Annotated in this window: 24 protein-coding genes; 16 read left to right on the top strand and 8 right to left on the bottom strand. The window is 71.8% G+C overall.

The genetic code is table 11. The annotated features are described in order from the left end of the window. The first annotated feature begins 23 nt into the window (after window positions 1-23). Genes ABEB03_RS13350 through ygfZ form a run of 3 tightly spaced genes read left to right on the top strand, consistent with a single transcriptional unit; the run spans window position 24 to window position 2,056 of the window. A complete protein-coding gene (locus tag ABEB03_RS13350; protein ID WP_345646827.1) occupies window positions 24-599 on the top strand; it encodes a heme-binding beta-barrel domain-containing protein in 576 nt (191 codons plus the stop codon). Window positions 600-634: 35 nt separating this feature from the next. Then, window positions 635-1,072, top strand: coding sequence for a Fur family transcriptional regulator (locus ABEB03_RS13345; protein WP_028804350.1), 438 nt, complete (start codon window positions 635-637; stop codon window positions 1,070-1,072). A 9-nt stretch (window positions 1,073-1,081) separates the two neighbouring features. Next, entirely contained in the window at window positions 1,082-2,056 is a 975-nt protein-coding gene (gene ygfZ / locus ABEB03_RS13340) for a CAF17-like 4Fe-4S cluster assembly/insertion protein YgfZ (protein WP_345646824.1), read from the top strand. A 40-nt stretch (window positions 2,057-2,096) separates the two neighbouring features. Here the strand turns inward: ygfZ and dtd are convergent, their stop codons facing one another. Beyond that, window positions 2,097-2,522 carry a D-aminoacyl-tRNA deacylase gene (dtd, locus tag ABEB03_RS13335; RefSeq protein WP_345647047.1) on the bottom strand — a complete coding sequence of 142 codons (426 nt, stop codon included), beginning with the start codon at window positions 2,520-2,522 and terminating at the stop codon, window positions 2,097-2,099. A gap of 389 nt (window positions 2,523-2,911) precedes the next feature. On the opposite strand from dtd, the gene ABEB03_RS13330 reads away from it, so the two are divergent. The 3 genes from ABEB03_RS13330 (at window position 2,912) to ABEB03_RS13320 (ending at window position 6,340) form a co-directional block, all read left to right on the top strand. Then, on the top strand, window positions 2,912-3,565 hold the full coding sequence (locus ABEB03_RS13330; RefSeq protein WP_345646821.1) for an RsiG family protein: 654 nt from the start codon (window positions 2,912-2,914) through the stop codon (window positions 3,563-3,565). A gap of 413 nt (window positions 3,566-3,978) precedes the next feature. Further along, on the top strand, window positions 3,979-4,983 hold the full coding sequence (locus ABEB03_RS13325; RefSeq protein WP_345646818.1) for an asparaginase: 1,005 nt from the start codon (window positions 3,979-3,981) through the stop codon (window positions 4,981-4,983). A gap of 100 nt (window positions 4,984-5,083) precedes the next feature. Further along, window positions 5,084-6,340 (top strand): GNAT family N-acetyltransferase, encoded by a 1,257-nt coding sequence (locus tag ABEB03_RS13320; protein WP_345646815.1) that lies wholly within the window; start codon window positions 5,084-5,086, stop codon window positions 6,338-6,340. Window positions 6,341-6,545: 205 nt separating this feature from the next. Here the strand turns inward: ABEB03_RS13320 and ABEB03_RS13315 are convergent, their stop codons facing one another. Continuing rightward, the gene (locus ABEB03_RS13315; RefSeq protein WP_028804356.1) at window positions 6,546-6,731 is read right to left on the bottom strand and encodes a hypothetical protein; all 186 of its coding nucleotides are present in this window, start codon (window positions 6,729-6,731) and stop codon (window positions 6,546-6,548) included. A gap of 216 nt (window positions 6,732-6,947) precedes the next feature. Between ABEB03_RS13315 and ABEB03_RS13310 the strand changes: the two genes are divergently transcribed. Then, window positions 6,948-7,856: a winged helix-turn-helix domain-containing protein gene (locus ABEB03_RS13310; RefSeq protein ID WP_345646811.1), complete on the top strand. Its 909-nt coding sequence runs from the start codon at window positions 6,948-6,950 to the stop codon at window positions 7,854-7,856. Between the two features lie 57 nt (window positions 7,857-7,913). Here ABEB03_RS13310 and ABEB03_RS13305 read toward each other — a convergent pair whose 3' ends face one another. Further along, a complete protein-coding gene (locus tag ABEB03_RS13305) occupies window positions 7,914-8,102 on the bottom strand; it encodes a hypothetical protein (RefSeq protein WP_028804358.1) in 189 nt (62 codons plus the stop codon). A 206-nt stretch (window positions 8,103-8,308) separates the two neighbouring features. Here ABEB03_RS13305 and ABEB03_RS13300 point away from each other — a divergent pair, with 206 nt between their 5' ends. Then, on the top strand, window positions 8,309-9,187 hold the full coding sequence (locus ABEB03_RS13300; RefSeq protein WP_345646804.1) for a winged helix-turn-helix domain-containing protein: 879 nt from the start codon (window positions 8,309-8,311) through the stop codon (window positions 9,185-9,187). Next, the gene (locus ABEB03_RS13295; RefSeq protein WP_345646801.1) at window positions 9,187-9,924 is read left to right on the top strand and encodes an HAD family hydrolase; all 738 of its coding nucleotides are present in this window, start codon (window positions 9,187-9,189) and stop codon (window positions 9,922-9,924) included. The genes ABEB03_RS13300 and ABEB03_RS13295 overlap by 1 nt, the downstream gene beginning before the upstream one ends. A gap of 95 nt (window positions 9,925-10,019) precedes the next feature. Here ABEB03_RS13295 and ABEB03_RS13290 read toward each other — a convergent pair whose 3' ends face one another. Continuing rightward, entirely contained in the window at window positions 10,020-10,244 is a 225-nt protein-coding gene (locus ABEB03_RS13290) for a hypothetical protein (protein WP_345646798.1), read from the bottom strand. 193 nt (window positions 10,245-10,437) lie between these two features. Between ABEB03_RS13290 and ABEB03_RS13285 the strand changes: the two genes are divergently transcribed. Continuing rightward, window positions 10,438-11,340 (top strand): winged helix-turn-helix domain-containing protein, encoded by a 903-nt coding sequence (locus ABEB03_RS13285; RefSeq protein ID WP_345646796.1) that lies wholly within the window; start codon window positions 10,438-10,440, stop codon window positions 11,338-11,340. Between the two features lie 240 nt (window positions 11,341-11,580). Further along, on the top strand, window positions 11,581-13,815 hold the full coding sequence (locus ABEB03_RS13280) for a phosphotransferase family protein (RefSeq protein ID WP_425589227.1): 2,235 nt from the start codon (window positions 11,581-11,583) through the stop codon (window positions 13,813-13,815). Window positions 13,816-13,953: 138 nt separating this feature from the next. Here the strand turns inward: ABEB03_RS13280 and ABEB03_RS13275 are convergent, their stop codons facing one another. Continuing rightward, a complete protein-coding gene (locus ABEB03_RS13275) occupies window positions 13,954-14,925 on the bottom strand; it encodes a zinc-binding dehydrogenase (protein WP_345646794.1) in 972 nt (323 codons plus the stop codon). 138 nt (window positions 14,926-15,063) lie between these two features. On the opposite strand from ABEB03_RS13275, the gene ABEB03_RS13270 reads away from it, so the two are divergent. Together ABEB03_RS13270 and ABEB03_RS13265 are read left to right on the top strand one after the other, a co-directional pair. Then, the gene (locus tag ABEB03_RS13270; protein WP_345646791.1) at window positions 15,064-15,699 is read left to right on the top strand and encodes a TetR/AcrR family transcriptional regulator; all 636 of its coding nucleotides are present in this window, start codon (window positions 15,064-15,066) and stop codon (window positions 15,697-15,699) included. A gap of 36 nt (window positions 15,700-15,735) precedes the next feature. Next, a complete protein-coding gene (locus ABEB03_RS13265; RefSeq protein WP_345646789.1) occupies window positions 15,736-17,796 on the top strand; it encodes a HelD family protein in 2,061 nt (686 codons plus the stop codon). Window positions 17,797-17,845: 49 nt separating this feature from the next. On the opposite strand, the gene ABEB03_RS13260 is transcribed toward ABEB03_RS13265, so the two are convergent. From ABEB03_RS13260 to ABEB03_RS13250, 3 genes are all read right to left on the bottom strand, one after another. Further along, a complete protein-coding gene (locus tag ABEB03_RS13260) occupies window positions 17,846-18,523 on the bottom strand; it encodes an SDR family NAD(P)-dependent oxidoreductase (protein WP_345646787.1) in 678 nt (225 codons plus the stop codon). After that, a complete protein-coding gene (locus ABEB03_RS13255; RefSeq protein WP_345646784.1) occupies window positions 18,520-19,380 on the bottom strand; it encodes a nitroreductase/quinone reductase family protein in 861 nt (286 codons plus the stop codon). Before ABEB03_RS13255 ends, ABEB03_RS13260 begins: the two co-directional genes overlap by 4 nt. Before the next feature lie 463 nt (window positions 19,381-19,843). Continuing rightward, window positions 19,844-20,773 carry a sigma-70 family RNA polymerase sigma factor gene (locus ABEB03_RS13250; protein ID WP_425589226.1) on the bottom strand — a complete coding sequence of 310 codons (930 nt, stop codon included), beginning with the start codon at window positions 20,771-20,773 and terminating at the stop codon, window positions 19,844-19,846. A 106-nt stretch (window positions 20,774-20,879) separates the two neighbouring features. Between ABEB03_RS13250 and ABEB03_RS13245 the strand changes: the two genes are divergently transcribed. The 3 genes from ABEB03_RS13245 to rox all read left to right on the top strand — a co-directional run bounded on the left by ABEB03_RS13245 (window position 20,880) and on the right by rox (window position 24,019). Next, the gene (locus ABEB03_RS13245) at window positions 20,880-21,725 is read left to right on the top strand and encodes an SDR family oxidoreductase (RefSeq protein ID WP_345646781.1); all 846 of its coding nucleotides are present in this window, start codon (window positions 20,880-20,882) and stop codon (window positions 21,723-21,725) included. A 7-nt stretch (window positions 21,726-21,732) separates the two neighbouring features. Beyond that, window positions 21,733-22,275: a GNAT family N-acetyltransferase gene (locus ABEB03_RS13240; RefSeq protein ID WP_345646779.1), complete on the top strand. Its 543-nt coding sequence runs from the start codon at window positions 21,733-21,735 to the stop codon at window positions 22,273-22,275. Window positions 22,276-22,591: 316 nt separating this feature from the next. Further along, entirely contained in the window at window positions 22,592-24,019 is a 1,428-nt protein-coding gene (gene rox / locus ABEB03_RS13235; RefSeq protein WP_345647038.1) for a rifampin monooxygenase, read from the top strand. Window positions 24,020-24,080 lie beyond the last annotated feature (61 nt).

Raw genomic sequence — 24,080 nt, 5'->3', positions numbered from 1 at the left:
GCTACGAGACTTCTGAGCTGCTCATGATCGAGATCCCGTCGGACCTCCACAAGGACCTGGTCCCCCTCGCCTTCCTGCTCGGCACCTGGGCCGGCGCGGGCGTTCACGACTTCCCCGGCTCCGAGAAGTGCAACTTCGGGCAGGAGGTCACGTTCACACACGACGGGCGCGACTTCCTGGAGTACCACTCGCACACCTGGGTGCTCGACGCCGACGGGAACAAGGTCAGGCCGCTGGAGAGCGAGTCCGGCTTCTGGCGCGTCGACGCCGACCGCAAGGTCGAGGCCGTGATGACCCGTGACGACGGCGTCGTCGAGATCTGGTACGGCGAGCTGGCCGACAAGAAGCCGCAGATCGACCTGGTCACGGACGCCGTGGCGCGCACCGCCGCGTCCGGCCCGTACAGCGGCGGCAAGCGTCTGTACGGCTACGTGAAGAGCGACCTCATGTGGGTCGGCGAGAAGCAGACCCCGGACGTCGAGCTGCGCCCCTACATGTCCGCGCACCTGAAGAAGGTCGTCACCCCGGAGGACGTCGAGCGCTGGGCGAAGGCCCTGCCCGACGACATGCCGGACGACGGCATCGCGTTCTTCAAGTAGTCATCGTCTCCCGGAGTGGTCCTAGACTCTCTGGTGTGGTGAGCACCGACTGGAAGAGCGATCTGCGGCAGCGCGGCTACCGGCTGACCCCGCAGCGGCAACTCGTGCTCGAAGCCGTGGACACCCTGGAACACGCGACCCCCGACGACATCCTCGTGGAAGTGAGGAAGACGGCGTCGGGGGTCAACATTTCCACGGTGTACCGGACCCTCGAACTCCTCGAGGAGCTGGGGCTGGTCAGTCACGCGCACCTCGGACACGGCGCGCCGACGTACCACCTCGCGGACCGGCACCACCACATCCACCTGGTGTGCCGCGACTGCACGAACGTCATCGAGGCCGACGTGTCGGTCGCCGCCGAGTTCACCGCGAAGCTGCGCGAGACCTTCGGCTTCGAGACGGACATGAAGCATTTCGCGATCTTCGGGCGCTGCCGTGACTGCACCCTCAAGAGTTCAACTACCAAGTCGTAGGCTAGGCGCATGAAGAGCCCCCTGCTGTCCCTGCCCGGCGCTGTCCCCGCCGAGGGCGTGGACGAAGGCGTCGCCGCCCACTACGGCGACCTGTTCCGCGAGCAGCGCGCCCTCGCCGACGGCGCGGGCTTCGTCGACCTCTCCCACCGCGGTGTCGTCACCGTCACCGGGGAGGACCGGCTGAGCTGGCTGCACCTGCTGCTCACACAACACGTCACGGACCTCCCGGTGGGCCGTGCCACCGAGGCGCTGATCCTCTCCGCGCACGGCCACATCGAGCACGCGCTGTACCTCGTCGACGACGGTGAGACGGTGTGGATGCACACGGAGCCGGGCACCCAGGAGGCGCTGATCGCGTACCTGGAGTCGATGAAGTTCTTCTACCGCGTCGAAGTCGCCGACTCGACGGCCGAGTTCGCGGTGGTGCATCTTCCCGCCGGCTCCATCGCCGAGGTCCCCGAGGGCGTCGTCGTGCGTGAGACGCCGTACGGCCGTGACCTCTTCCTCCCGCGCTCCGACCTGGAGCCGTACGCCGAGGACGCCGCGAAGCACGGGCCGCCCGCCGGGCTGCTCGCCTACGAGGCGCTGCGGGTGGAGCACCACCGTCCCCGGCTCGGCTTCGAGACCGACCACCGCACCATCCCGCACGAACTGGGCTGGATCGGCACCGCGGTGCACCTCCAGAAGGGCTGCTACCGCGGTCAGGAGACCGTCGCCCGCGTGCAGAACCTGGGCAAGCCCCCGCGCCGCCTCGTCTTCCTGCACCTCGACGGCAGCGAGGTGCATCTGCCGCCGCACGGCACCGAACTGCGACTCGCGGCCGACGGCCCCGACGGCCGCAAGATCGGCTTCATCACCACGTCCGTACGCCACCACGAACTGGGCCCCGTCGCCCTGGCCCTGGTGAAGCGGAACGTGCCGGTGGACGCGCCGCTCATGGCGGACTCGACGGCGGCCGCCCAGGAGGTCGTGGTCGAGCCCTAGCCCGGCTCTCGGCTCCTGACCGCGGGGCGGTGCCCCGCGGTCACATTTCCAGCAGCACGGTGAACGGGCCGTCGTTCGTCAGCGAGACCCGCATCTGCGCGCCGAAGCGGCCCGTCGCCACCGTCGCGCCCAGCGCGCGGAGCTGGGCGACGACCTCGTCGACGAGGGGTTCCGCCACATCGCCGGGCGCTGCCGCGTTCCAGGTGGGGCGGCGGCCCTTGCGGGCGTCGCCGTACAGCGTGAACTGGCTGATGACGAGCAGCGGAGCGTCGACGTCGGAGCAGGACCTCTCGTCCGTCAGCATCCGGATGGACCAGAGTTTGCGGGCGAGTTGGGCCGCCTTCTCCTTGGTGTCCTCGTGCGTGACCCCGATGAGGACGCACAGTCCCTCACCGGTGATCTCGCCGACCGTCTCGCCCTCCACGACGACGCTCGCGCCGTCCACCCTCTGCACCACCGCACGCATGCCGCCCATGATGCCGTGCCGCCGCGCCGCGACGTCGCGCGGGCTCTCACGCGCCTCACCCGCATCGCGGGCCCCGCCTTCATCAGTCGCCTCCACGCGTGCCGTACGGGTCCCGTCACGCGCCTCGGGCCGCGCCCGAGAGGTGTCGCGCGGGTCGTCCCGCACGCCGCGCAGTTCTGCCACGGGCGCCGTGCGAGCCCCGCGTGGGCGCTGCGCGGACGTCCACGCGCGCCCGGCTCCCTTCGCGTGATTTCCGGGGGCGCTAACCCCCCATCTGGGGCCGATCGGGGGCACTCGGTCACATAGCGACCACTTGGGATGGCACGATGCAGTGTGTTGCGGTGCATACGTGGGGTGGACCGCGCCGGTCGAGGGGACGGTAGAGGCAGATGAGCACACCTGGTACCGGGCAGCCGCCCGCAGCCGTGTCATTGACCCGGACGAGCCCACGGGCCGGAAGGGCGGCCGCGCGGCCGCCGGCGCAGCGCACCGACAGCCCCCTGTCCGTCGGCCCGCCCCCGCACGACCTGGCCGTGCTCCGGTTGCCCGAACTGCGCACGCTGCGCCGGGACGCCCAGCGCGACGAGGCCGACCTCAGCTATGTGCGGCGGCTCCTGCAGGGACGCATCGACATCCTGCGGGCGGAACTGGCCCGCCGCGGCGGCCTGCGGATCCCCTCACCGGAGCCGGGCGGGCCCGAGGCTCCCGACTCCGTGGAGGTGTCGGTCGTCGCACGGCTCCCGGAGATCCTCACGGACGCGCCCGCCCGGCACCGCTCGTCGGCCCGCCACGTGACCGTGGGCACACCCCATGGCGAGGAGTACCGGCGGCTGGCCGCCGACATGCTCGCCGAGGTCGAGCTCTCCGACCTCGACGCCCGCACCGACGAGGAGCTCGCCGCGGGCCTGGGACGGCTCGTCCGCTACGAGCAGCAGGTCTCCCGGCGGCGCCAGCAGCTCCAGCGCACGGCCGACGACTGCAGCGCCGAGATCGCCCGCAGGTACCGTGAGGGAGAAGCACAAGTAGACGACCTGCTCATGTGACGCGGCGGCCCCGGTGATCCCGGGGCCGTGCGGCGGTCGCGGCGGCCCCCCGGGGCCGGCCGGGCCCGGGGACCTCCCGGCCGGCCGGACCGGATCCGGGGCTCCCGCGCCGCCGCCCGGGAAGACCCGGGGCCGCGGTGGCGGTGGTCGCACGCGGCCCGGTGACCGGGGCCGTGGTGGCGGTGGCCGAGCCCCCGCCCGGGAGATCCGGGACGTGGTGGCGGCGCCGTGCCCGGCCCGGCGGGACCGGTCCGCGTCCGCGACGGCCGCGACCGGGCCCGGTGCCGGGTTCCGTGGCGGCGGCGACCGTGTCCCGGCCCGAAATGCCCGGTGCGCGAGAGCCCGGCCCCGGATCCGGCGACGTTCCGGGTCCGGCCGCCTGAACGGGTCCCCGTCCCGGAAGGCCACCGCCGATGTCCGCCGTTCCCGCCCGCACCACCGCAGACCCCGCCATATCCCGCGAGCCCGCCCCGGCGCCAGCGCACCCCGTCCTCGCCGAGATCGTGCGCTCCGGATTCGTCGAGGGGCGGCACCGCGGCAGCCTGGTACTGCTCGCCGCGGACGGGACGGTCGAGCTGGCGCTCGGCGACGTGACCGCGCCGGTCTTCCCCCGCTCGTCGAACAAGCCCATGCAGGCGGCCGGCGTGCTGCGCGCCGGCCTCGACCTGGCCGGGGAGCGGCTCGCCCTCGCCGCCGCCAGCCACTCCGGCGAGACCTTCCACCGCGATCTCGTCCACAAGATGCTGGACGAGCACGGGCTCGCCGCCACCCAGCTCCAGTGCCCGCCGGACCTGCCGCTCGACCCGGCCGAGGCCGAGACCTACCTGGCCACCGGCGAGGTCCGCGACCGCGTCACCATGAACTGCTCCGGCAAGCACACGGCGATGCTCGCGGTGTGCGCACAGCGCGGCTGGCCCACCGAGTCCTACCTCGACCCCGCGCACCCCCTCCAGCAGCTGATCCACTCCGTGGTCGAGGAGGCGGCGGGCGAGCCCGTCGCCGCGGTCGGCACGGACGGCTGCGGGGCACCGCTGATGGCCATCAGCCTCACCGGCCTCGCCCGCGCCTTCCGCTCCTTCGTCCTCGCGGCCCCCGGCTCCGCCGAGCGCCGTGTCGCCGACGCGATGCGCGCCCACCCCGAGTACGTCGCCGGTACGCGCCGCCCCGACACCTGGCTGATGCGGGAGATCCCGGGCGCCCTGTCCAAGATGGGCGCGGAGGCCGTCCAGGCGGTGGCTCTGCCGGACGGCCGCGCCCTCGCCTTCAAGATCGACGACGGTGGGGGCCGCGCCCTGGGACCGGTGCTGGCCCGCGCGCTCGGCCTGCTCGGCGTGGACGCCCCGGTCGTCTCACGCATCGGCCGCTCGCCGCTGCTGGGCGGGGGCCGCGAGGTGGGGGAGATCCGGGTGGCGTTCTGACGGAACGCGCCCGGTCCGCACCGGGGCGGGACGCGGGCGGCGGGGTGGTGCGGTGAAAAACGTCGCGACATCCGCCGCGCCGTACACCTAGCGTGGCGCCATGAGCCCCCGCGACACCACAGACGTACGAGCGATCACCGAGGCCGAGATCGCGGACTGGATCCGCGCGCTGAACACAGGGTTCCTGCGGTCGCCGGCCGTGTCGGAGCGGGAGCTCGCGGACCGCAGCTCCTACATCGTGCCCGAGCGCACCCTGGGCGCCTTCGACGGTGCCCGGTGCGTGGCGACGTTCCGGTCCTTCCCGCAGGAGCTCACCGTCGTCGGCGGTGCCGCCGTACCCGCCGACGCCATCACGAACGTCACGGTCACCGCCACGCACCGCCGCCGCGGCCTGCTCAGCCACATGATGGCGGCCGACCTGGCGGCGGCGAAGGAGCGGGGAGACGTCGTCGCGACCCTGATCGCGGCGGAGTACCCGATCTACGGCCGGTACGGCTTCGGTCCCGCCACCAGCACCGCCCAGTGGACCATCGACGTACCGCGCACGGGCCTGGATCCCCGCTGGGCGGGCCCGGACGACGGCGGCCGCATCGACCTGGTGGACGGCGAGGACGTCCGCAAGACCGGCCCCGAACTGCACGAGCGGCTCCGCCGCGCCCAGCCCGGCGCGGTCAGCCGTGACGACCGCTGGTGGCAGGCCAACACCGGCGCGCTCGTGCTGGACCGCTCGCCGTGGACCGAGCCGTTCTACGCGATGTACCGCTCGGCCGAGGGCGAGGTCGAGGGCCTGGTCTCGTACGAGGCGGACGACAACTGGGGTGACGCCAAGCAGCCGTTGAACACGGCCGACGTGAACTGGCTCATGGCGGTCACCCCGCGGGCCGAGCGCGCACTGTGGCGGTACCTCTGCTCGATCGACTGGATCGCCCGGGTCAAGACGGGCTGGCGGGCTCCCGACGACCTGCTGCCGCACTTCCTGCCCGATCCGCGCGCCGCGCGCATCACCACCCAGTCGGACTGGCTGTGGGTGCGCGTCCTGGACGTCGTACGGGCTCTGGAGGCCCGCACCTACGCGGGTTCGGGGACGCTGGTCCTGGAGGTCACGGACCGGGACGGGCTGTCGGCCGGCCGGTACGCGCTCGACGCGGGGCCGGACGGCGCGTCCTGCGCGCCGACGACACGGGCCGCCGACCTCACGCTGGACGTGGGCGAACTGGCGGCGCTGTGGCTGGGCGACGAGTCGGCGGTGCGGCTCGCCGCGCTGGGGCGGGTGCGGGAAGAACGAGAGGGCGCCGCCTCCGTTGCCGACGCCCTGCTCCGCACGTCCAGGCGACCGTGGTGCCCGGACCTGTTCTGAGCTGATTCCGTACCTTCGTACCTCCTTTGAGGCCGGGGCCGTGGGCCCGATGGGCGACGACGTCGATCCGTAGCGATTCAGTTGTGGTGGTGCCGGGCGGTGCCCTGTCGTGCCGGGCGGTGCCCGTTGGTGCGGACTGACCGAGCTCCCGGCTCCCCTCCGGAAGGGAGCCCGGTCAGCCGGACTGCCGGACGGTGGGCGCCCGTCAGCCGGACTGGGCGAGCAGCATCACGAGGATCACGGCCCCGATGCCGCTGATCGCGGTGTTCTTGGCCTTGAGCCCGATGGACAGTGCGACGAACGCGATGATGCCCATCGGCCCGTACTTCCACTGGACGAGCTGCTCGAATCCGATGGCGAGGGCGGCGACGGCGAGGGCGATGAACGGCATGACGGTCCCTCCTTCGGGACGGAGCGGGCGGGACCCCGCTGAGGACCGTCCGTCCGGCCCACCTGGCTGACAGGTGTGACTCCGACGGCCAACCCCCCGGAAGTTTGACCATGTTGCTGAAGTTGGCGACCAACTCACTCTTACTTATCTCCGCGTTGGGTCGACTCATAACCACCTATCCGGTAACTGCCCAAAGATGGCGGGAAGTTGTAGTGTTTGGTCGTGGACCCGGAACATGCCCCCGTCAATGGGCGGAACAGGTCACCACGGCCACACGCGTCACACCGTGAGGTGGCCGACGAGCTGCGCAGGCGGATCAGGTCCGGTCAGCTGCGAGCAGGTCAGCGCATGCCCACGCAGGCCAAGCTGGCCGACGAGTTCGGCGTGGAGCGCGCGGCCGTGCGCCAGGCGCTGCGCATCCTGCAGTCCGAGCGGCTGCTCGTGAACATGTCCAAGGGGAGCCCGGCGACCGTCGCCGACCAGCCGGAGAAGGCCCTGACCGGCCCCGAGGCCAGGCCGCAGCCCACCACGGTGGCGCTCGGCGCGCGGATCACGGAGGCCTTCGCCGCCCCCCACGTGGAGATAGACGCGCTGTGCCTGACGTCGATCTCGCTGACCCTCGCCATGGGCGAGCCGCTGCGTCAGATCCACGCCGGGCGTATCAAACCGGCCAAGGTGGATGTCCGGGTGCTGCTCCCGAGCAGCGACATCGACCTGGCCTTTCCGGCTCCCGTCGACGCCTCGTCCGACGGCCGGCTCCAGCGCAACTGGCTGGCCAACCGCAACGCCCAGGGCCAGGTGCTGCGGCACAACCTGCTCGCCCTGCGCTCCACGCACGGCATCGACGTCAACGTCACCTTCCGCGCGCTCCCTTTCACGCCGCCCGTGAAGCTGTACCTGCTCAACGGCGCCGAGGCCCTCTTCGCGTACTACACCCTCATCAAGCGTGAAGAGGAGATCGACCATGTACATCTGGAGATGTACGACGTCCAGGGCACCCAGTCCATGCTCTTCCCGTTCACCCAGGGCGCCGGGCTGCGGGACACCACGTTCGTCGAGCAGTCCCACCTGTGGTTCAACGCACTGTGGGAGACCATCAGCTCGGAGCTGGTGCTCACGAGCTGAGGTCTCCCGGGCGGAGGTGTTGCGGGCGAAGGCCGTCGGGCCGGCGGTCCTCGTAGCTCACAGGGCAGGGCCGGCGACCATCAGGGCGAGCACGACGGCCCCGATGGAACTGCACGCGGGGCTCTTCGCCTTGAGTCCGATGGTGAGCAGCAGCAGTCCCACGATGCCCATGGGACCGTACTGCCACTGGACGAGCTGTTCGAAGCCGACGACGAAGACGGCGGAGAGGAGGGCGATGGCGGGCATGGTGGTTCCTCCTGCTTCAGGTCCTTCTTTCAGGGAAGACCGGTGCGGGGCCGGTGGGGGCGGCTGGAGCACGGCCGGGAGGGGAGGCAAAACTTCCGCCAACTTGACCGAGTTGGCTACCAACTATGTATAGGTTGTCCCCAGTTGGTTGATATCCATAAACAACTTCCGAACAACTCCCGGTAGATGGACGCAAGTTGTAACGTTTGGCCGTGACCCAGGAGAACGTGGCAGTGAACGGCAGCAGAAAGATCTCTCCCCAGGAGATCGCCGACGTGCTGCGCGAGCGCATCCGCGCCGGCGACCTCAGGGCGGGCGACCGCCTGCCCACCCAGGCGGAGCTGGCGGAGGAGTTCGGTGTCGAGCGCGGCACCGTCCGCCAGGCCCTCCGCGCGCTCCAGGAGGACGGTCTCCTCAGCAACGTCAGCAAGGGCAGCCCGCCGCGGATCGCCGAGGTCCCCCCGGTGCGGGACGAACCGCAGCCGACGATGGTGGGCCTCGCGCCGCGTCTCACCGAGGCGTTCTCCGTGCCCCACGTGCGCATCGACGCCGCTTGTCTCACCGCGGAGACCCTGATGCTGGCCCTCGGTGATCCGGTCCGCCAGATCCACGAGGGCAGGATCCGCCCGGCGTCGATCGACGTCCGGATCCTGCTGCCGTCGCGGGACATCAATCTGGCCTTCCCGGTTCCCGTCGAGGCCCAGGGCGAGGACGACCCCGTCCACAAGCGCTGGCTGGACCAGCGCAACGCCCAGGTCGTCGTGCTGCGCCACAACCTCCAGTCCCTGCGCTCCTCGCACGGCATCGATGTCAGGGTGACCTTCCGCGCCCTGCCCTTCACCCCGCCGGTGAAGCTCTACCTGCTCAACGAGGCCGAGGCGCTGATCGCGTACTACATGGTCACCAAGCGGGAGGAGGCCATGGACAGCGGCATCCTGGAGATGTACGACGCCCTCGGCTCCGCGTCCCTCCTCTTCTCCTTCGAGAAGCGGGCCGGCCAGCGGGACGCCGCCTTCGTGGAGCAATCCCAGAAGTGGTTCGACGCCCTCTGGGAAACCATCACCACGGACCTGACACTCTCCTAGTGACTTCTGATACGGCGCAGACTGAATCGGTGGCAACAGAGACAGAGAACCTTCGGGAAGTGATCACCCGCGCCCGCTACGTCCTCTTCGACTTCGACGGTCCCGTCTGCCGGCTCTTCGCGGGGCACTCCGCGGAGGACGTGGCGAAGGACCTCGTGGAGTGGCTGGAGCAGCACGGGCTGCTCGGGCTGCTGACCGAGGACGAGCGTGTCCACCCCGATCCGATGGCTGTCCTGTACGCGGTCAACCGGCGGGACCCGCGCAGCGATCTGGTGGCGGAGTTGGAGGAGCGGCTCACCTACCAGGAGCTCCAAGCGGTGCCCTCCGCCTGGCCCACCGCCTTCGCGGACCCGTTGATCCGCACCTGGAGCGCGGTCGGCGTCCGGCTGGCGATCGCGACCAACAACTCCCCCCGCACGGCGGCCGGGTACCTCGCGAGCCGGGGACTCACCGAGTGTTTCGCGCCCAACATCTACGGGCGTACGCGCGACCTGCACCGCCTCAAGCCCGATCCGCACTGTCTCAACCGTGCCCTGAACGCCCTGGGTGCCGCCCCGTCGGCGGCCCTCATGATCGGCGATGCCCCCTCGGATCTCGTCGCCGCCCGGCAGGCCGGTGTTCCGTTTCTCGGCTACGCGCGTAACGAGGACAAGGGGAAGCTGCTGCGGGACGCGGGAGCGGAGCATGTGGTGGATTCGCTGGAGCCGGTGCTGCGGCTCGTCCGCGACCAGGGCTGAGGGCTCGGCGCGCCGGATCGGACCTGACGGCCCATCGCCAGGAGCGGATCCGACGGCCCATTGCCGGGAGCGGATCCGACGGCCCATCGTCGGGCTCAGGCCTGAAGGCTCAGCGCCAGCAGACAGACGAGGAGCCCGAGCGCCCACCAGCCCGGGTGCTCCCGGAGCGTCCGCCTGATCGCCTTGAGCGCGAGCCGTATGAGCACGGGCGCGAGGGCCAGCAGGAACAGTCCCAGACCGCCGAGCGGTCCGAGCCGTGTCTGCACCACGTGACCGACCGCGAATTGAATGACCGTCCCCACCAGTTGAAAGAAGACCACGTCCCCCACCCCGTCCGCTTCAGAGAACCAATCAACCAGCCGTCCAATTGGACTGATTTCCCTGTGAGTGGTCTGCCCTGCCTGACTGATCGCTTAACGGGCAGGCGCCTGCCGGATATGCCGACCGGCACATCCGGCCGCCAATGTGACTGAAAGCGGTTTGCCCGAGCGTGGGGAGCGGTACGGTCGCGATGTGGGAGAAGAGCGCGGCGGCGGAGGCGGCACGGAGTTCGACCGTGTCCTCGGAGAGCTGCGCACCCGGATAGCCGATGGCACCTACCCGCTCGACTCCCAGCTCCCGCCGCAGCGTGAACTCGCCGAGATGTTCGATGTGTCGAGGGACACCGTGCAACGGGTGATACGGGAGCTCAACAGCGAAGGATGGATCAGGTCCCGTCAGGGCAGTGGCACGCGCGTCGTGAAGAGGCCGACGCACGCGGGTACGTCGAGCCAGGAGCCGCCGCGGGTGCGTGCGGCGCTCGGCACCTTCATCGCCCGGGCTTTCGCGCAACCGGTAGTCCAATTGGACGTGTTCACCCTCACCTCGGAGTCGCTGGACGCGCACATCCGTCTCCAGGCCGAGCGCATCCGCCTCGGGGAGATCCGGCCCGAGCGCATCGAGCTGCGCATGCTGCTGCCCGCAGAGTCGATCCACCTCCCCTATCCCCGGGCGCGGGTGACGGACCCGGAGGAGGAGCTCCAGGAGCAGGGCCGGCCGCACCGGTTGCAGGAGCGGCTGCGGGGCATCACGCGCCGGCACACGACCTCGCTGCGCGTCGCGCTGCTCGACCTCCAGGCGGAGGGGCTGGTCCCGTCCGCCGACGCCGTGATCCGTTACGTGCCGCTGGTCCCGACGTACAAGCTGTATCTGCGGCCCGGCGTCGAGGCGCTGTTCGGGCCCTACGAGGTGGTGGAGCGCCCCATCCTGCTGGACGACGGCACGGAGGTCGACGCGCTCGACGTCCTCGGTCTGGGCTCGACGCTGACCCGCCACGTCAATGACGACGGCGATCCCGACTCGCCGGGGTCCGTCTTCATGGAAAGCATGCAGGGCTGGTTCGACTCCTGCTGGAACCTCCTCGCCGAGACGCCCTGAAGCGATCTGACACACCATGGGGCGATCCGACCCGCGCGGGTGCAGGTGGGCACATCCTGAAACGCATTCGGAATCAAGCCGACTTCGAACGGCTTGAGGCTCCCGGGTGGTATCTCTCTCAGGTCGGTATCGAATGCAGCCGTCCGGGCGTCCGTAATCCCCGTCGAGCACTAAGGTGTGCTCACCTCTCTCGCGGCGCATGAACATCAATGGCGACGCACAGTTATTCAGGAGTGACCCGTGGGCGTTCCGCCGTTGCCTCTCAGGCCCGCTCCGGCAAGGGCGGCGGACGCCGAGTACGACGCATTCGTGCGCTACGCCCGGGCCCTGGGGTCGTTCGGTCGGGGGCACCACAACCTGAACTACATGGTGCATCCGCTGTCCGGGGGCCATTCCGCTCTCAAGGAGTGCGAGGACGGGGCGGCGGTCACCGTGCGGGAGCCGATCCCCTCCGCCCTGCCCGTCGTCATCAGGACCTGGCAGGACGAGGCGGAGGTCCTCGACAGGATCCGCCGTTTCCTGCCGCACGTGCCGCGCTGCCTGGTCAAGCGCGGGGACATGACCATCCTCAGCTATGTGGAGGGTGTGCCGCTCTCCAGCATCTGCCCGAACGGCAAGCCGGTCGACGCCGACCTCATCGCCGCGCTGGCGGGGCTGTTCGCCGACATGACCCAGGTGCGCAGACAGCACCTGCCGGAGTTGCCGCTGTCCTGGCCCCGCTCCAGCCGGAACAGCAGGGCATTTCTGCAGGCGCTGGCCCACGCGGCCGAGGAGCAGATCCGGCAGCGCAACTGGAGCGAGTTCGGCGGCCTGTTCGCCATGCTGGGCATCCCGGACGACGCGCTGGTGCGGTTCGCGGAACGCGTGCCCGCGCTGATCAGACGGCCCTTCAGTCTGCTCCACACCGACCTCCACCGGGACAACGTGATCGTCTCGTATCACGGAGACCCGCCCCTGATCTGCGTCGACTGGGAGCTGGCGTCCTTCGGGGACCCGCTGCACGACCTTGCCACCCACCTGGTGCGGATGCAGTACCCCGACTACCAGTGGTCCGAGGTGATCGAGGCATGGCGTGAGGCCATGGGCAGCCGGCGCAGCAACGCCGTCGACGGCCTCGACCGGGACCTGAAGCACTATCTGGCCTTCGAGCGGGCGCAGTCGGTCTACCCGGACGTGATGCGGGCCGCCACCCTGCTCGGCGACACCTTCGACCAGCGTGACCTGGACGCCGCGACGGGTGCGGTGCACCGGGCGCTGGTCGCCGCTGAGGAACCGTTGCGCCTCAAGAAGGTGCCGGACGAGGGGGAGATCGAACGCATTCTCTTCCGGTGGAACGAGTCCAACGGGGTCAAGGCCAGCCGTGAGAGGTCCGTCTTCCAGATCGTCTGGGAGCGCGACGCGCGGGTGCCGGTGCATCCCGAGTTCTCCGAGACGGCGGTGAACAACGCGCTGTTCGAGGAGGGCGCGGCCTCCGCGGACCGCGTGTTCAAGGGGACGGCCCATCTGAACACGGCGGTCCGCGTCCCCGGAGTCCCGTTCCCGGTCATGGTCCGGCGGAAGGTGGGCTCGGCCAACCCCAGGGAACGCCGGTTTCTCGACGAGCACGCCGTCCTGAGGGCCATCGAGCGGTCGGGAACGCCGGTGCGTGCGCCGCGCGTGCTCGCTCTCGGCACCAGCGGTCTGAAAGAACCATTCACCATCCACTCGTACGAGGGATCGGCGGACGGCTTCGGGCCGCCCGTCCATCCCGAGAGCGGGCTCCTGCCGCACGAGGCGGACGATCTGGTGTTCCAGCTCGCCGCACTGACCGACGTCGACTGCACCGAGCTGGACCCCTTCATGCGGGGGCAGGAGTTCTACTGGGAGTTGCAGTACGAGCTGGTCCGCATGGTGAACGCGCTGCCCAAGGCCACCACGGAGGTGGCGCGCGAGCTGGGACTGCCCAGCAGCTACCGGCTGATGGAGATCCTCGAACGCCACACCGTGGTTCCCCGCCGTCCGGTGCTGCTGCACGGCGACCTCAACCCGTGGAACCTGGTCCGGCGGGACGACGGGGGGCTGACCCTCATCGACTGGGAGATGGCGATGATCGGCGACCCGCTGTACGACCTGGTGCGCCACATGCACCTGACCCCGACCCGCTCCGAGATCCGCGAGCGCCTGTTCTCCCGCTGGTACCGGTCGCTGCCCGAGGACTGCACGAAGGGCTGGAACCAGGACTGGCGCGTGTACCGGTGGATGGAGGTCGTCCGGTCGGCGTACGTGGACCTCGACCGACTCGTGACCGGCGACAGCCTGGAGGCCCCCAACGTCCGCCGAGCGGTTGATGCCTACGCGATGACCCTGGCCGCGGCCACGGCCGCGCTGGGCCTGCCCAAGAAAAGGAAGGTGCCGGCGAACCCCTACCTTGCCCGTGCGTTGATGTCCCGCGACGATGGAGACCTACGGACGGCTGAGGTCTCCGCGGACGTCTGACGGGCCGGCCGGGCCGGACGGCGCCGCAGGACGCGTGGACCAAGCATCTCGACGACCTGTGGAACCTGTCGTTCGCGCCGGGTTGGCGGCGGGGGCCGGGAAGCTGAACCCCGCCACCGCCCCGGTCCGCACCCGTCGTCACATCTTCAGCAGCGCCTTCCCCACCAGCCGCCGGTCCTCGATGGCCGCGTGCGCCTCGGCCGCGCGGTCCAGCGGGAACACCTCGCCGACCACCGGGTGGAGGCGTCCCGCCGCGGCTGCCTCCAGGGCGGCGGCGGTGAAGCGGCGCAGGTCGGCGGGGGAGAACTGGACGTCCGCGATGCCGAAGAGGGTGATGCCGCGGCGGGCGGCCTCGGCCGGGTCGACGGGGGAGAAGGCGCCCGTCGGCGCTCCGTGGGCGGAGAAGCGGCCGCCGTCGGCGGTCAGCGGGAAGGCGGCGGCGCCGAGTGGTCCGCCGACGCCGTCGAGGACGACGTCCGCGGCCGGCTCCGGGCCGCCGAGGGCCTCACGTGCGGCGGCCACCCAGTCCGGACGCGTCACGTCGACCACCGCGTCCGCGCCCAACTCCCGTACCAGGTCCAGCTTCGCTGCGCCCCGGGCGACCCCGACCACGCGGGCCTCGCGGGCCCGGGCCAGCTGGATCAGGAGCGTGCCCATGCCTCCGGAGGCGCCGAGGACGAGGACCCGGTCGACGGCGCTGACGGCGGTCCGTTCGAGGAGGCCGGAGGCGGTGACGCCGTCGTGGACCAGGGCAGCGGCCAGGAGCAGGTCCACGGAGTCCGGTACGACCGTCAGGGCGGACACCGGGGCGACGGCCCGTGCCGCGTAGCTGCCCTGCACGAAGGACACCACCCGGCGGCCCAGCCACTCGTCCGGCACGTCCGTTCCGAGGGCGGCGACGACCCCGGAGACACCGCCCCCGGGAACGTACGGGGGTGTCACCGGGAAGAACTCGCGGCCCCAGCCCGCCCGTATCTGGGCCTCCACATGGATCGTGTCCGCGTAGGCGACGTCGATCACGACCTCGCCGGCCGCGGGCGACGGGTCCGGCAGATCCACGGGGGCGAGTACCTCGGGCCCGCCGAACGCCTTCACCTGAGCTGCTCGCATCGGTCACTCCTCAGCATGATCTTCCGTCGGGGTCGGCTCGGGACGAGCCGTCGATCACTGCCCGCAGTCTTCGACCTCAAGTCCGGTTGAGGTCAAGCGCCGTCCCTGGGGGCCCCGGTGGTGCGTACGCTCGTGACCATGGGTGAGACCGGACTGCGCGAGCGCAAGAGGCAGCGGATGTACGAGGACGTCTCCGAGATCGCGATCGGAATGTTCCTGGAGAAGGGGTTCGACGCCGTCTCGGTGGCCGAGGTGGCGGCCGCCGCCGAGATCTCCAAGCCGACCCTCTTCCGGTACTTCCCGTCCAAGGAGGACCTCGTGCTGTACCGGTTCGCCGACCACGAGACGGAGGCGGCCCAGGTGGTCGTCGGCCGTCCGGAGGGGCAGTCCGTGATCGGCGCGCTGCGTGCGCACTTCCTGGACGGGCTCGGGCGGCTCGACCCCGTCACCGGGCTCAACGACCATCCCGCCGTTCTCGCCTACCTCCGGCTGCTCTACGGCACGCCGTCGCTGGTGGCGCGGCTGTACGAGTACCTGGAGCGGTCCGAGGGGGCGCTCGCCGAGGCCCTGGGCGGTGGCCTCGACGCGCGGCTGGCGGCCGGGCAGATCACCGCGGTGCGGCGCATCCTCGCGCTGGAGAACTGGCGGCGGATCGCGGACGGGGAGACGGCGGCGCAGGTGCGGGGGGATGCCGTGGCCGCCGCCGAGCGGGCGTTCGCGCGGCTGGCGGCAGGACTGCCCGAGCTGGCCCAGCCTGCACAACCAAGTAAATAATGTAACTCGGTAACGCATTCCGCTATCCTGGGTGGAATGACGCCACCCGATCCTGCCCCCGCACAGCCCGGCGCCCCGTCCCTCCGCGGCTCCCTCGACCGCGAGCGCGCCTACCACGACACCTGCCGCACCGCCCTCGCCGCCATGGTCGAGGGCGCGCAGGAGCAGGTCTTCACCGGCGAGGACGTCTCCGCTTCCGGAGCCGACGCCGAAGTGCTCGGATACCAGCTCCGCAGCCGGGCGAAGGAGATGCGCGAACTGCCCCACGGGCCGCTGTTCTTCGGCAAGCTGGACTTCGAGCGCACCGGCGCGCAGGCCGGCGAGCACGCCGGGCAGAGCTACCACATCGGGCGGCTGCGGATCACCGAGCACCCCGCCTCCCCGCCGCTCGTCGTCGACTGGCGCGCGCCCGTCTCGCGCGCCTTCTACCAGGCGGGCGCCCACGACCCGCAGGGCGTCGCGGTCCGGCGCCGCTTCGGCTGGGCCCCCGGCAGCCGCGGCGACTCCACCGACCTCACGGGGCTGGAGGACGAGCACATCGGAGCGGGGCAGACGCGCGACAGCCGGATCCTCACGGGCGAGATCGAGCGCCCCCGCATCGGCCCCATGCGCGACATCGCCGCGACCATCCAGCCCGACCAGGACGATCTCGTACGCGGTGACCTCACGGACTCGGTCTGTGTGCAGGGCGCTCCGGGCACCGGCAAGACGGCCGTCGGCCTGCACCGGGCCGCGTACCTGCTCTACACGCATCCGCAGCGCATCCGCCGCGGCGGACTGCTCATCCTCGGCCCCAACCGCACCTTCCTCTCGTACATCTCGGAAGTGCTGCCCGCGCTCGGCGAGACGGGGGTGCGGCAGTCGACCGTCGGGGACGAGATCGCCCGGCACCCGGTGACCGGCCGGGACGAGGAGCGGGCCGCGGTCGTCAAGCACGACGCACGGATGGCCCGGGTGCTGCACCGGGCCCTGTACGGCGCCGTCGGCCGGCCCGTCGAGTCGCTGGCGGTGCCCGACGGCTCGTACCGCTGGCGCGTCCCGGCCGGTGCGCTCCGGCGCATCGTGGACGGCGTGCGGGCCGAGGAACCGCCGTACGCCGTCGGCCGTGAGCGTGTGCGGACACGGGTCGTGCGTCATGTGCGGGAACAGGCCGAGCGGCGCTCCGGACCGCAGACCAACGCGTGGGCACAGAAGATCGCGCGGGCCCGGCCGGTCACCGCCTACGTCGACGCGGTGTGGCCCCGGCAGCGCCCCGAGGAGGTGCTCACCCGGATCCTGACCGACGCGGACGCGCTGGCGGAGGCGGCCGACGGGATCCTCGCCGCCGACGAGCAGAAGGCGGTCCTGTGGGCGAAGCCGCCGCGCTCCCACAAGTCCGCACGCTGGTCCGCCGCCGACCTGGTCCTGCTCGACGAGATCGCCGGACTCGTGGAACACCCCGAGGGGTACGGCCATGTCGTCATCGACGAGGCGCAGGACCTGTCGCCCATGGAGTGCCGGGCCATCGCGCGGCGGGCCTCGTTCGGATCGCTGACCGTGCTCGGCGACCTCGCGCAGGGCACCACGCCCTGGGCGGCGCGCGACTGGGCCGAACTCCTCGCCCATCTGGGGAAGTCGGACGCCGCCGTCGTCCCGCTGACGACCGGCTTCCGGGTGCCGGGCGCCGTCGTCGAGATCGCCAACCGGCTGCTGGACCGGCTCGACGTGGCGGTGCCGCCCGCCCGGGCCCTGCGCCGGGACGGCGCGGTCACGATCCGGCCCGTGCCCGACGTGCTGCCCGCGACCGTCGACGCGGTGCGCGCCGCGCTCACGCAGGAGGGCTCCGTCGGGGTCATCGCCGCGGACGAGGACGCCGGGCGGGTGCGGGAGGCACTGACCGCCGCGGGCATCGGGGCGGCGGGCCCCGACGAACTGGGCGCACGCGTCGCGGTGGTGCCGGCCGGCCTGGCCAAGGGACTCGAGTACGACCATGTCGTGGCCGTCGAACCGGCGGCCGTCGCGGAGGCCGAGGCCCGCGGGCTGCACCGGCTGTACGTGGTGCTGACCCGGGCCGTGTCACGGCTGGACGTCGTCCACGCGCGGCCCCTGCCGTGGTGAGCCCGCCGCCGGCGCGTGGCGGCCACCGGGCAGGGGCGGCCGGTTCGGCTCACCAGGGCAGGGGGCGGCCGTCGCGGAAGAACCCGCCGGTCGGGCCGTCGTCGGGGAGGGTGGCCGCCCAGACGACGCTCGCGGCGCCCTCCTCGACGGGACGCCCGCCCGGGCCGCCCATGTCGGTGGCCACCCAGCCCGGGCAGACGGCGTTCACCAGTACGCCGTCGCCGCGCAGTTCGGCGGCGAACATGCGGGTGAGGGCGTTGAGGGCCGCCTTGGACGCGGAGTAGGCGGGCGTGCCGCCGCCCATGCCGGCAAGGGACGCGGCCTCGCTGGACACGTTCACGATCCGCGGGTGCGCGCTCGCGCGGAGCAGGGGGAGCAGCGCCTGGGTCAGCCGCCAGGGGCCGTAGAGGTTCGTCTCGGCGGCCTCCCGGACGACGTCGAGGTCGGCGGTGGTCGCCCGCTGCCAGGTGTCGTACGTGATCGCCGCGTTGTTGACGAGGACATCAAGGACACCGAGGGCGTCGAGGTCGCGGGCGAGGGCGGTGATGTCGGCCTCGGAGGTGACGTCGAGGCGCAGGGGGCGGGCGTCCGGACCGACGGCCCGTGCCGCCTCGGCGGCGGCCTCGGCCGAACGGGCGGTCACGAGGACCGTGTGCCCGGCGGCGGCGAGCTGCCGGGCGACCTCGCGCCCGATCCCGCGGTTGGCGCCGGTGACGAGTGCGATCACCGCGGCGCCCCCGGAGCGGCCGGTGTGGCCAGGAGGGGAATCAAGTGCTCCTCCTCGTAGGTCAGATGGGCTTCCAGTGCGGTCGTGAGGCGTTCCACGTCGGAGCGTACGCGGCCGGGCCCGGTGCCGGGGTCGGCGACGACCCGGCGCAGCTCTTCGAGGAGCTCAGCGATCCTCTCGTGTTCGCGGCGCAGCCGGTCCAGGACGGGGGCGAGCCGGGGGTGGCGGTCGGCGAGCATCGGGAAGATGCCGAGGCCCTCACCGGTGTGGTGGTTGTGCAGGCCCTGGCAGAGGGTGAGGCAGTTGACGCGCAGCTGGGCGCCCAGCGCCGCCCCCTGCCGTGCCACCTCCTCCCGGATCAGGGCGAGTTCGCGCCGGAAGGCGTCGTGGACCACCTTCAGCCCCTCGGCCATGGAGCCCGCGTTCATCTGCGGCGGGCCGTCCTTCGGGATCGCGCGGAGGGCGACGACGGGAATCACCCGGTCGGTCTTCGCCTGGTACTCCGCCCACCCCGGGTCCGCCTCCACCGCGCGCGCGAAGACACGGTCGCGTTCCGGGCGTTCGAGCACATGGGCCTTTGCCTCGTAGACGAAGACGCCGTCCTCGACGGTGACCCGGGGGCGTGCGAGGAGATTGCGGTACCAGTCCGGGTGGCGGGGCGCGCCGCCGGCCGAGGCGATGACGAGGACCTGCTCGCCCCCGTCGGGGTAGTAACCGAGGGGCGTCGTGTGCGGGGCGCCCGTCCGGACGCCGGTGGTCGTCAGCAGGAGCAGCCGGGCCTTCTCGAAGGGGCCGCCGACCCGTCCGCCGCCTGCTCGGAATTCCTCGACGATCCGCTGGTTGAACTCGTTGGGCATTCTTTTCCCACTCCTTTTTTCGGGCAGGTCGAATTGCCGCGTGGCGCATTCGGGCACGCGGTTGTGGAAATGCGTGTGAAGGCGCGCACCGAAGAGGACGGAGTCCTGCGCAGGGGGCGCGCGTGGAAGGCGTACGGAAGGGCCGTACGGAGACACCAGGGTCCGGGGACGCCCTGTGAGGACGCGGCCGGACGGTGTCGTACGGAGATGCCGCCGCAGGCGGAGGGCGTACGCGGACGGCGTACGGAAAAGAAGGGGAGGGCGGGGCTCTACCCCGCCCCGGCCTCACTCGGAGGCCGGGCAACCAACTCGCTCACGGCACAGGGCCGACCCGGCAGTCATGGGAGCACATTAAAGGAACGTGCCGCGCCGACGCAATGCCGTATTTCCGCACCGGGGCATTCCGGCCGGGCCGGCCCGCTTTTTCCGGGAGCGGTATTTCGCTGCGTCAGCTCCTCCCGGATCACGAGGTCTTCTCCCCCGCCGTGGGGTCTTCCGGCTGCGCGCGGTCCTGCGGAACCGCGACCTCGATCTCGCGCAGCCGGTCCGGGTCGGCGACGACGCGGATCGTGGTGACGCGGCCGTCGTCCGCGAAGTCGAAGGCGAGGACCAGGGCGAGGCGGCCGAAGGGAGCCATCGCCAGTCCGACCGTGCCGTCGAGGAGGGCGACGCCGGTGAAGCGGGCACGGCCGGTGGCGGCCATCGCGCCCTCGGCGACGGGGACGGCACCGCTGACGACGACCGGTGCGGGCGTGGGGATCACGGACGCGTCGGCGTGCAGGACCACGTCGGGGTGGAGGAGGGCGACCAGGGCGTCGAAGTTCCCGCCGCGGGTGGCGGCCAGGAAGGCCTCGACGACCCGCCGACGGCGCGTCAGATCGCTGTCCGGCAGGGGCGAGACGCCTTTCACCCGGCGCCGGGCGCGACTGGCGAGCTGCCGTACCGCGGTGGGGGACTTCTCCAGCATCGGGCCGATCTCGTCGAAGGGCACGGCGAACATGTCGTGCAGTACGAAGGCGAGCCGCTCGGCCGGGGAGAGCGTGTCCAGGACCACGAGCATCGCGACGCCGACCGAGTCGGCGAGCGCGGCCTCCTCCTCGGGGTCGCCGCCGTCCTCGGGCGGGACGGGTGCGTCGACCGCCCGGAGGTCGAGGGGTTCCTCGCGCCGCGCCTTACGGGTGCGGAGCATGTTGAGGCACACCCGCGTCACGATCGTGGTCAGCCAGCCCGCCGGGTTCCCCACGCCGTCGGTGCCGGCGCGGTCGGCCCGCAACCAGGTCTCCTGGACGGCGTCCTCCGCCTCGCTGACCGACCCGAGCATCCGGTACGCGACGGCCCGCAGATGCGTCCGGTGCTCCTCGAACCACTCGGCCGGCCATGCGCTCTCGCCCACCGTGTCACATTCCCTTCGCGCGGCGTGTCAGCGAAGTAGAACACCGAAAACCCGCTGAGGGCACCGGAATTCGATCGTCCCGGCCCTCATGGAACAAGGAGTGGCAATGGCTTCCGACACGTCGATCATCCTGGTCACGGGCGGTACCGGCACGCTCGGACGGCTCGTCGTCCCGCTGCTGCGCGAGGCGGGGCGCGAGGTGCGGGTGCTCAGCCGGCACGGCCGGCCCACCGGCAGAGCGGGAGCTGCGGGCGCCGACGGCGTCGACCACGTGGCCGTGGACCTGCTCGACGGCGAGGGGATCGGGCCGGCGCTGGAAGGGCTCGGCACCGTGGTGCACCTCGCGGGCGGTCCCAAGGGCGACGACGTCGCGACCCGCAACCTGGTCCGGGCCGCGCGGTCCGCGGACGTACGGCACTTCGTCCTCATCTCCGTCATCGGCGCGGACCGGGTGCCGCTGGCCTGGCTCAGGTCGAAGCTGGCCGCCGAACGGGCGGTGGCCGAGTCGGGGCTGCCGTGGACGACGCTGCGGGCGGCCCAGTTCCACGAACTGACCCTGAAGACGGTGCGGGCGATGGCGAAGTCGCCCGTTTTCCCGGTGCCGGGCGGGCTGCGCCTGCAGCCGGTCGACGCGCGTGACGTGGCGGCCCGCATCGCGGAACTCGCCCTCGGCGGACCGTCCGGGCTGGTGCCCGACCTCGCGGGACCCGAGGTGTACGGCCTCGGCGACCTGGCCCGCGGATATCTGAAGGCGTCCGGGAAGCGTCGTCCGACGATGCCCGTCCGCATACCCGGCAAGGCGGGCCGCGCCTACCGGGCGGGCGACAACCTCACGCTCGACGGGGCGGACACCGGGAAGCGGACGTGGGAGGACTTCCTGGCGGAGCACGTCGGCGGGGACGGTTCTCCGGCCTCGCGGACGGCCCAGGGCCCCGGCCGCCGGTCCATATGATCACCCCATGATCGAAGGCAAGTCGGTACGACTGCGGGCGCTGAGCGCCGAGGACCTGGACGCACACGTGCGCTGGCGGAACGACCCGGAGGTCGTGCACTGGGCCACCGGCGGCAATCCGCAGTTCGGCCCCGTCACGCGGGAGGCCCTGGCGTCCTTCCACGAGGTCCGGCTCCGCGACGACCCGCGTTCCGAGTGCACGTTCACCGTGGAGGACCTGGCCGACGGCCGGGCGATCGGCATGGCCGACTACCGCGACCTCAACCCGTTCACCGGCCGGGCGACGGTCGGCATCACCATCGGCGAACGGGACCGCTGGGGCGGCGGCTACGGCTCCGAGGCGCTGCGCCTGCTGCTGGGCCACCTCTTCGGCGCCTGCCGCCTGCGCCGCGTCGACCTGGAGACCTGGAGCGGCAACGAGCGCGCCATGCGTGCTTTCCGCGCGGCCGGTTTCGTCGAGGAGGGCCGCCGCCGGGCCGCCGTACGCGTGGGCGACACCTGGCACGACGAGGTGCTGTTCGGACTCCTGAAGGAGGAGTGGACGGCGTAGCCGTCCGGCGGCGGACGCCCGCCGGGCACGGCCCGGGAGGCGGGGGCGGGCCCTGAGGTGGGCATGGCCCGGGAGGCGGGGCGGACCCGGCGGCGGGAACGGTTCCTGGGACGAGGAGCTGTCCCGCAGACGAGAACCTGCCCGGGGGGGGAGAGAGAAAGGGTCCGGAGACGACAAAGGGCAAGGAGTACCTGCTCCTTGCCACTCTCAACGTATAGCGCACAGGGGGTCTTGCGGCAAGGCCCGGTCCGTGCCGCACAATCGTCCGCCGAGGCCAGGACCTGCACTTACGCAATCTCGTTGAATGGGCGTGCTGATGATGGACGTGATCGTGGTCGGCGGCGGACCGACCGGCCTGATGCTGGCCTGCGAACTGCGGCTGCACGACGTGAACGTGGTGGTGCTGGAGAAGCTGACCGAGCCGACCAAGGAGACCCGCGGGCGCGGTCTGCACGCGCGCAGCGTCGAGGTGATGGATCAGCGTGGCCTGCTGGACCGGTTCCTCGCGGTCAGCGACACGTTCCAGGTCGGCGGACTCTTCGGCGGTATCGTCAAGCCGTGGCCGGACCGGCTGGACACGGCGCATCCGTACGGACTCTCCACCCTCCAGCCGGCCACCGAGCGTCTGCTCCGCGAGCGTGCCCTCGAACTCGGTACCGAGATCCGGCGGGGCTGCGAAGTGGTCGGGCTGAGCCAGGACGACGACGGGGTGACCGTCGGGCTGGCGGACGGCACGCGGCTGCGTTCGCGCTATCTCGTCGGCTGCGACGGCGGCCGCAGCGTGGTCCGCAGGCTGATCGGCGTGGGTTTCCCCGGCGTGCCCGCCACGGTCGAGACGCTGCTGGGCGACATGGAGCTGGCCGAGGACCCGGCGACGGTCGAGGCTGTCGTCGCGGAGGTCCGCAAGACCCAGCTGCGGTTCGGCACCATCGCCAACGACGACGGCACGTACCGCGTCGTCGTCCCCGCCGCCGGTGTGTCCGAGGAGCGGGCGACCGCGCCGACCTTCGACGAGTTCAAGCAGCAGATGCGGGCCGTCGCGGGCACCGACTTCGGCGTGCATTCGCCGCGCTGGCTGTCCCGGTTCGGGGACGCCACCCGGCAGGCCGAGCGTTACCGGGTCGGCCGGGTGCTGCTGGCCGGCGACGCGGCGCACATCCATCCGCCGACCGGCGGGCAGGGGCTCAACCTCGGCGTGCAGGACGCGTTCAACCTCGGCTGGAAGCTGGCCGCCGAGGTGGACGGCTGGGCGCCGGAGGGGCTGCTGGACAGCTATCACGCCGAACGCCATCCGGTGGGCGCCGCCGTGCTGGACAACACTCGCGCGCAGATCACGCTGCTGGGGACCGATCCGGGCGCGATCGCCCTGCGGGAGCTGTTCTCGAAGCTGATGGACTTCGAGGAGGTGAACGCGTACGTGACCGGCATGATCACCGCGGTCGGGGTCCGCTACGACTTCGGCGAGGGTCACGAACTGCTCGGCCGGCGGCTGCGGGACGTGAAGCTGAGGCAGGGGCGTCTCTACGAGCTGATGCACGGCGGCCGGGGACTGCTGCTCGATCGGACCGGACGGCTCTCGGTCGCGGGCTGGGCGGACCGGGTCGACCATGTCGTCGACGCCGACGGGGAGTTGGACGTGCCCGCGGCGCTGCTCCGGCCGGACGGCCACGTGGCGTGGGTCGGTGAGGACCAGCAGGATCTGCTCGGCCGCCTGCCGAAGTGGTTCGGCGCCGCCGCCGGCTGAGAAGGCGGAGGGGGCGGCGCCGCCGCGGAGCCGGTGCACACGGACGGGGCGGCGCACGCCG

Origin of the sequence: Streptomyces siamensis (assembly GCF_039543605.1) — a bacterium.
Lineage (GTDB): Bacteria > Actinomycetota > Actinomycetes > Streptomycetales > Streptomycetaceae > Streptomyces > Streptomyces siamensis.
Note: the sequence above shows the minus strand (reverse complement) of the source record. Positions and strands in the feature narration are given on the sequence as shown.

What these genes read in the sequence shown, in the direction of transcription:
- ABEB03_RS13265 (WP_345646789.1), top strand. Translation starts at nt 15,736, where the DNA reads ATGACGCCACCCGATCCTGCCCCCGCACAGCCCGGCGCCCCGTCCCTC.
- ygfZ (WP_345646824.1), top strand. Translation starts at nt 1,082, where the DNA reads ATGAAGAGCCCCCTGCTGTCCCTGCCCGGCGCTGTCCCCGCCGAGGGC.
- ABEB03_RS13315 (WP_028804356.1), bottom strand. Translation starts at nt 6,731, where the DNA reads ATGCCGTTCATCGCCCTCGCCGTCGCCGCCCTCGCCATCGGATTCGAG.
- ABEB03_RS13255 (WP_345646784.1), bottom strand. Translation starts at nt 19,380, where the DNA reads ATGCCCAACGAGTTCAACCAGCGGATCGTCGAGGAATTCCGAGCAGGC.
- ABEB03_RS13320 (WP_345646815.1), top strand. Translation starts at nt 5,084, where the DNA reads ATGAGCCCCCGCGACACCACAGACGTACGAGCGATCACCGAGGCCGAG.
- rox (WP_345647038.1), top strand. Translation starts at nt 22,592, where the DNA reads ATGATGGACGTGATCGTGGTCGGCGGCGGACCGACCGGCCTGATGCTG.
- ABEB03_RS13270 (WP_345646791.1), top strand. Translation starts at nt 15,064, where the DNA reads ATGGGTGAGACCGGACTGCGCGAGCGCAAGAGGCAGCGGATGTACGAG.
- ABEB03_RS13350 (WP_345646827.1), top strand. Translation starts at nt 24, where the DNA reads ATGATCGAGATCCCGTCGGACCTCCACAAGGACCTGGTCCCCCTCGCC.
- ABEB03_RS13240 (WP_345646779.1), top strand. Translation starts at nt 21,733, where the DNA reads ATGATCGAAGGCAAGTCGGTACGACTGCGGGCGCTGAGCGCCGAGGAC.
- ABEB03_RS13305 (WP_028804358.1), bottom strand. Translation starts at nt 8,102, where the DNA reads ATGCCCGCCATCGCCCTCCTCTCCGCCGTCTTCGTCGTCGGCTTCGAA.
- ABEB03_RS13325 (WP_345646818.1), top strand. Translation starts at nt 3,979, where the DNA reads ATGTCCGCCGTTCCCGCCCGCACCACCGCAGACCCCGCCATATCCCGC.
- ABEB03_RS13245 (WP_345646781.1), top strand. Translation starts at nt 20,880, where the DNA reads ATGGCTTCCGACACGTCGATCATCCTGGTCACGGGCGGTACCGGCACG.
- ABEB03_RS13275 (WP_345646794.1), bottom strand. Translation starts at nt 14,925, where the DNA reads ATGCGAGCAGCTCAGGTGAAGGCGTTCGGCGGGCCCGAGGTACTCGCC.
- ABEB03_RS13330 (WP_345646821.1), top strand. Translation starts at nt 2,912, where the DNA reads ATGAGCACACCTGGTACCGGGCAGCCGCCCGCAGCCGTGTCATTGACC.
- dtd (WP_345647047.1), bottom strand. Translation starts at nt 2,522, where the DNA reads ATGCGTGCGGTGGTGCAGAGGGTGGACGGCGCGAGCGTCGTCGTGGAG.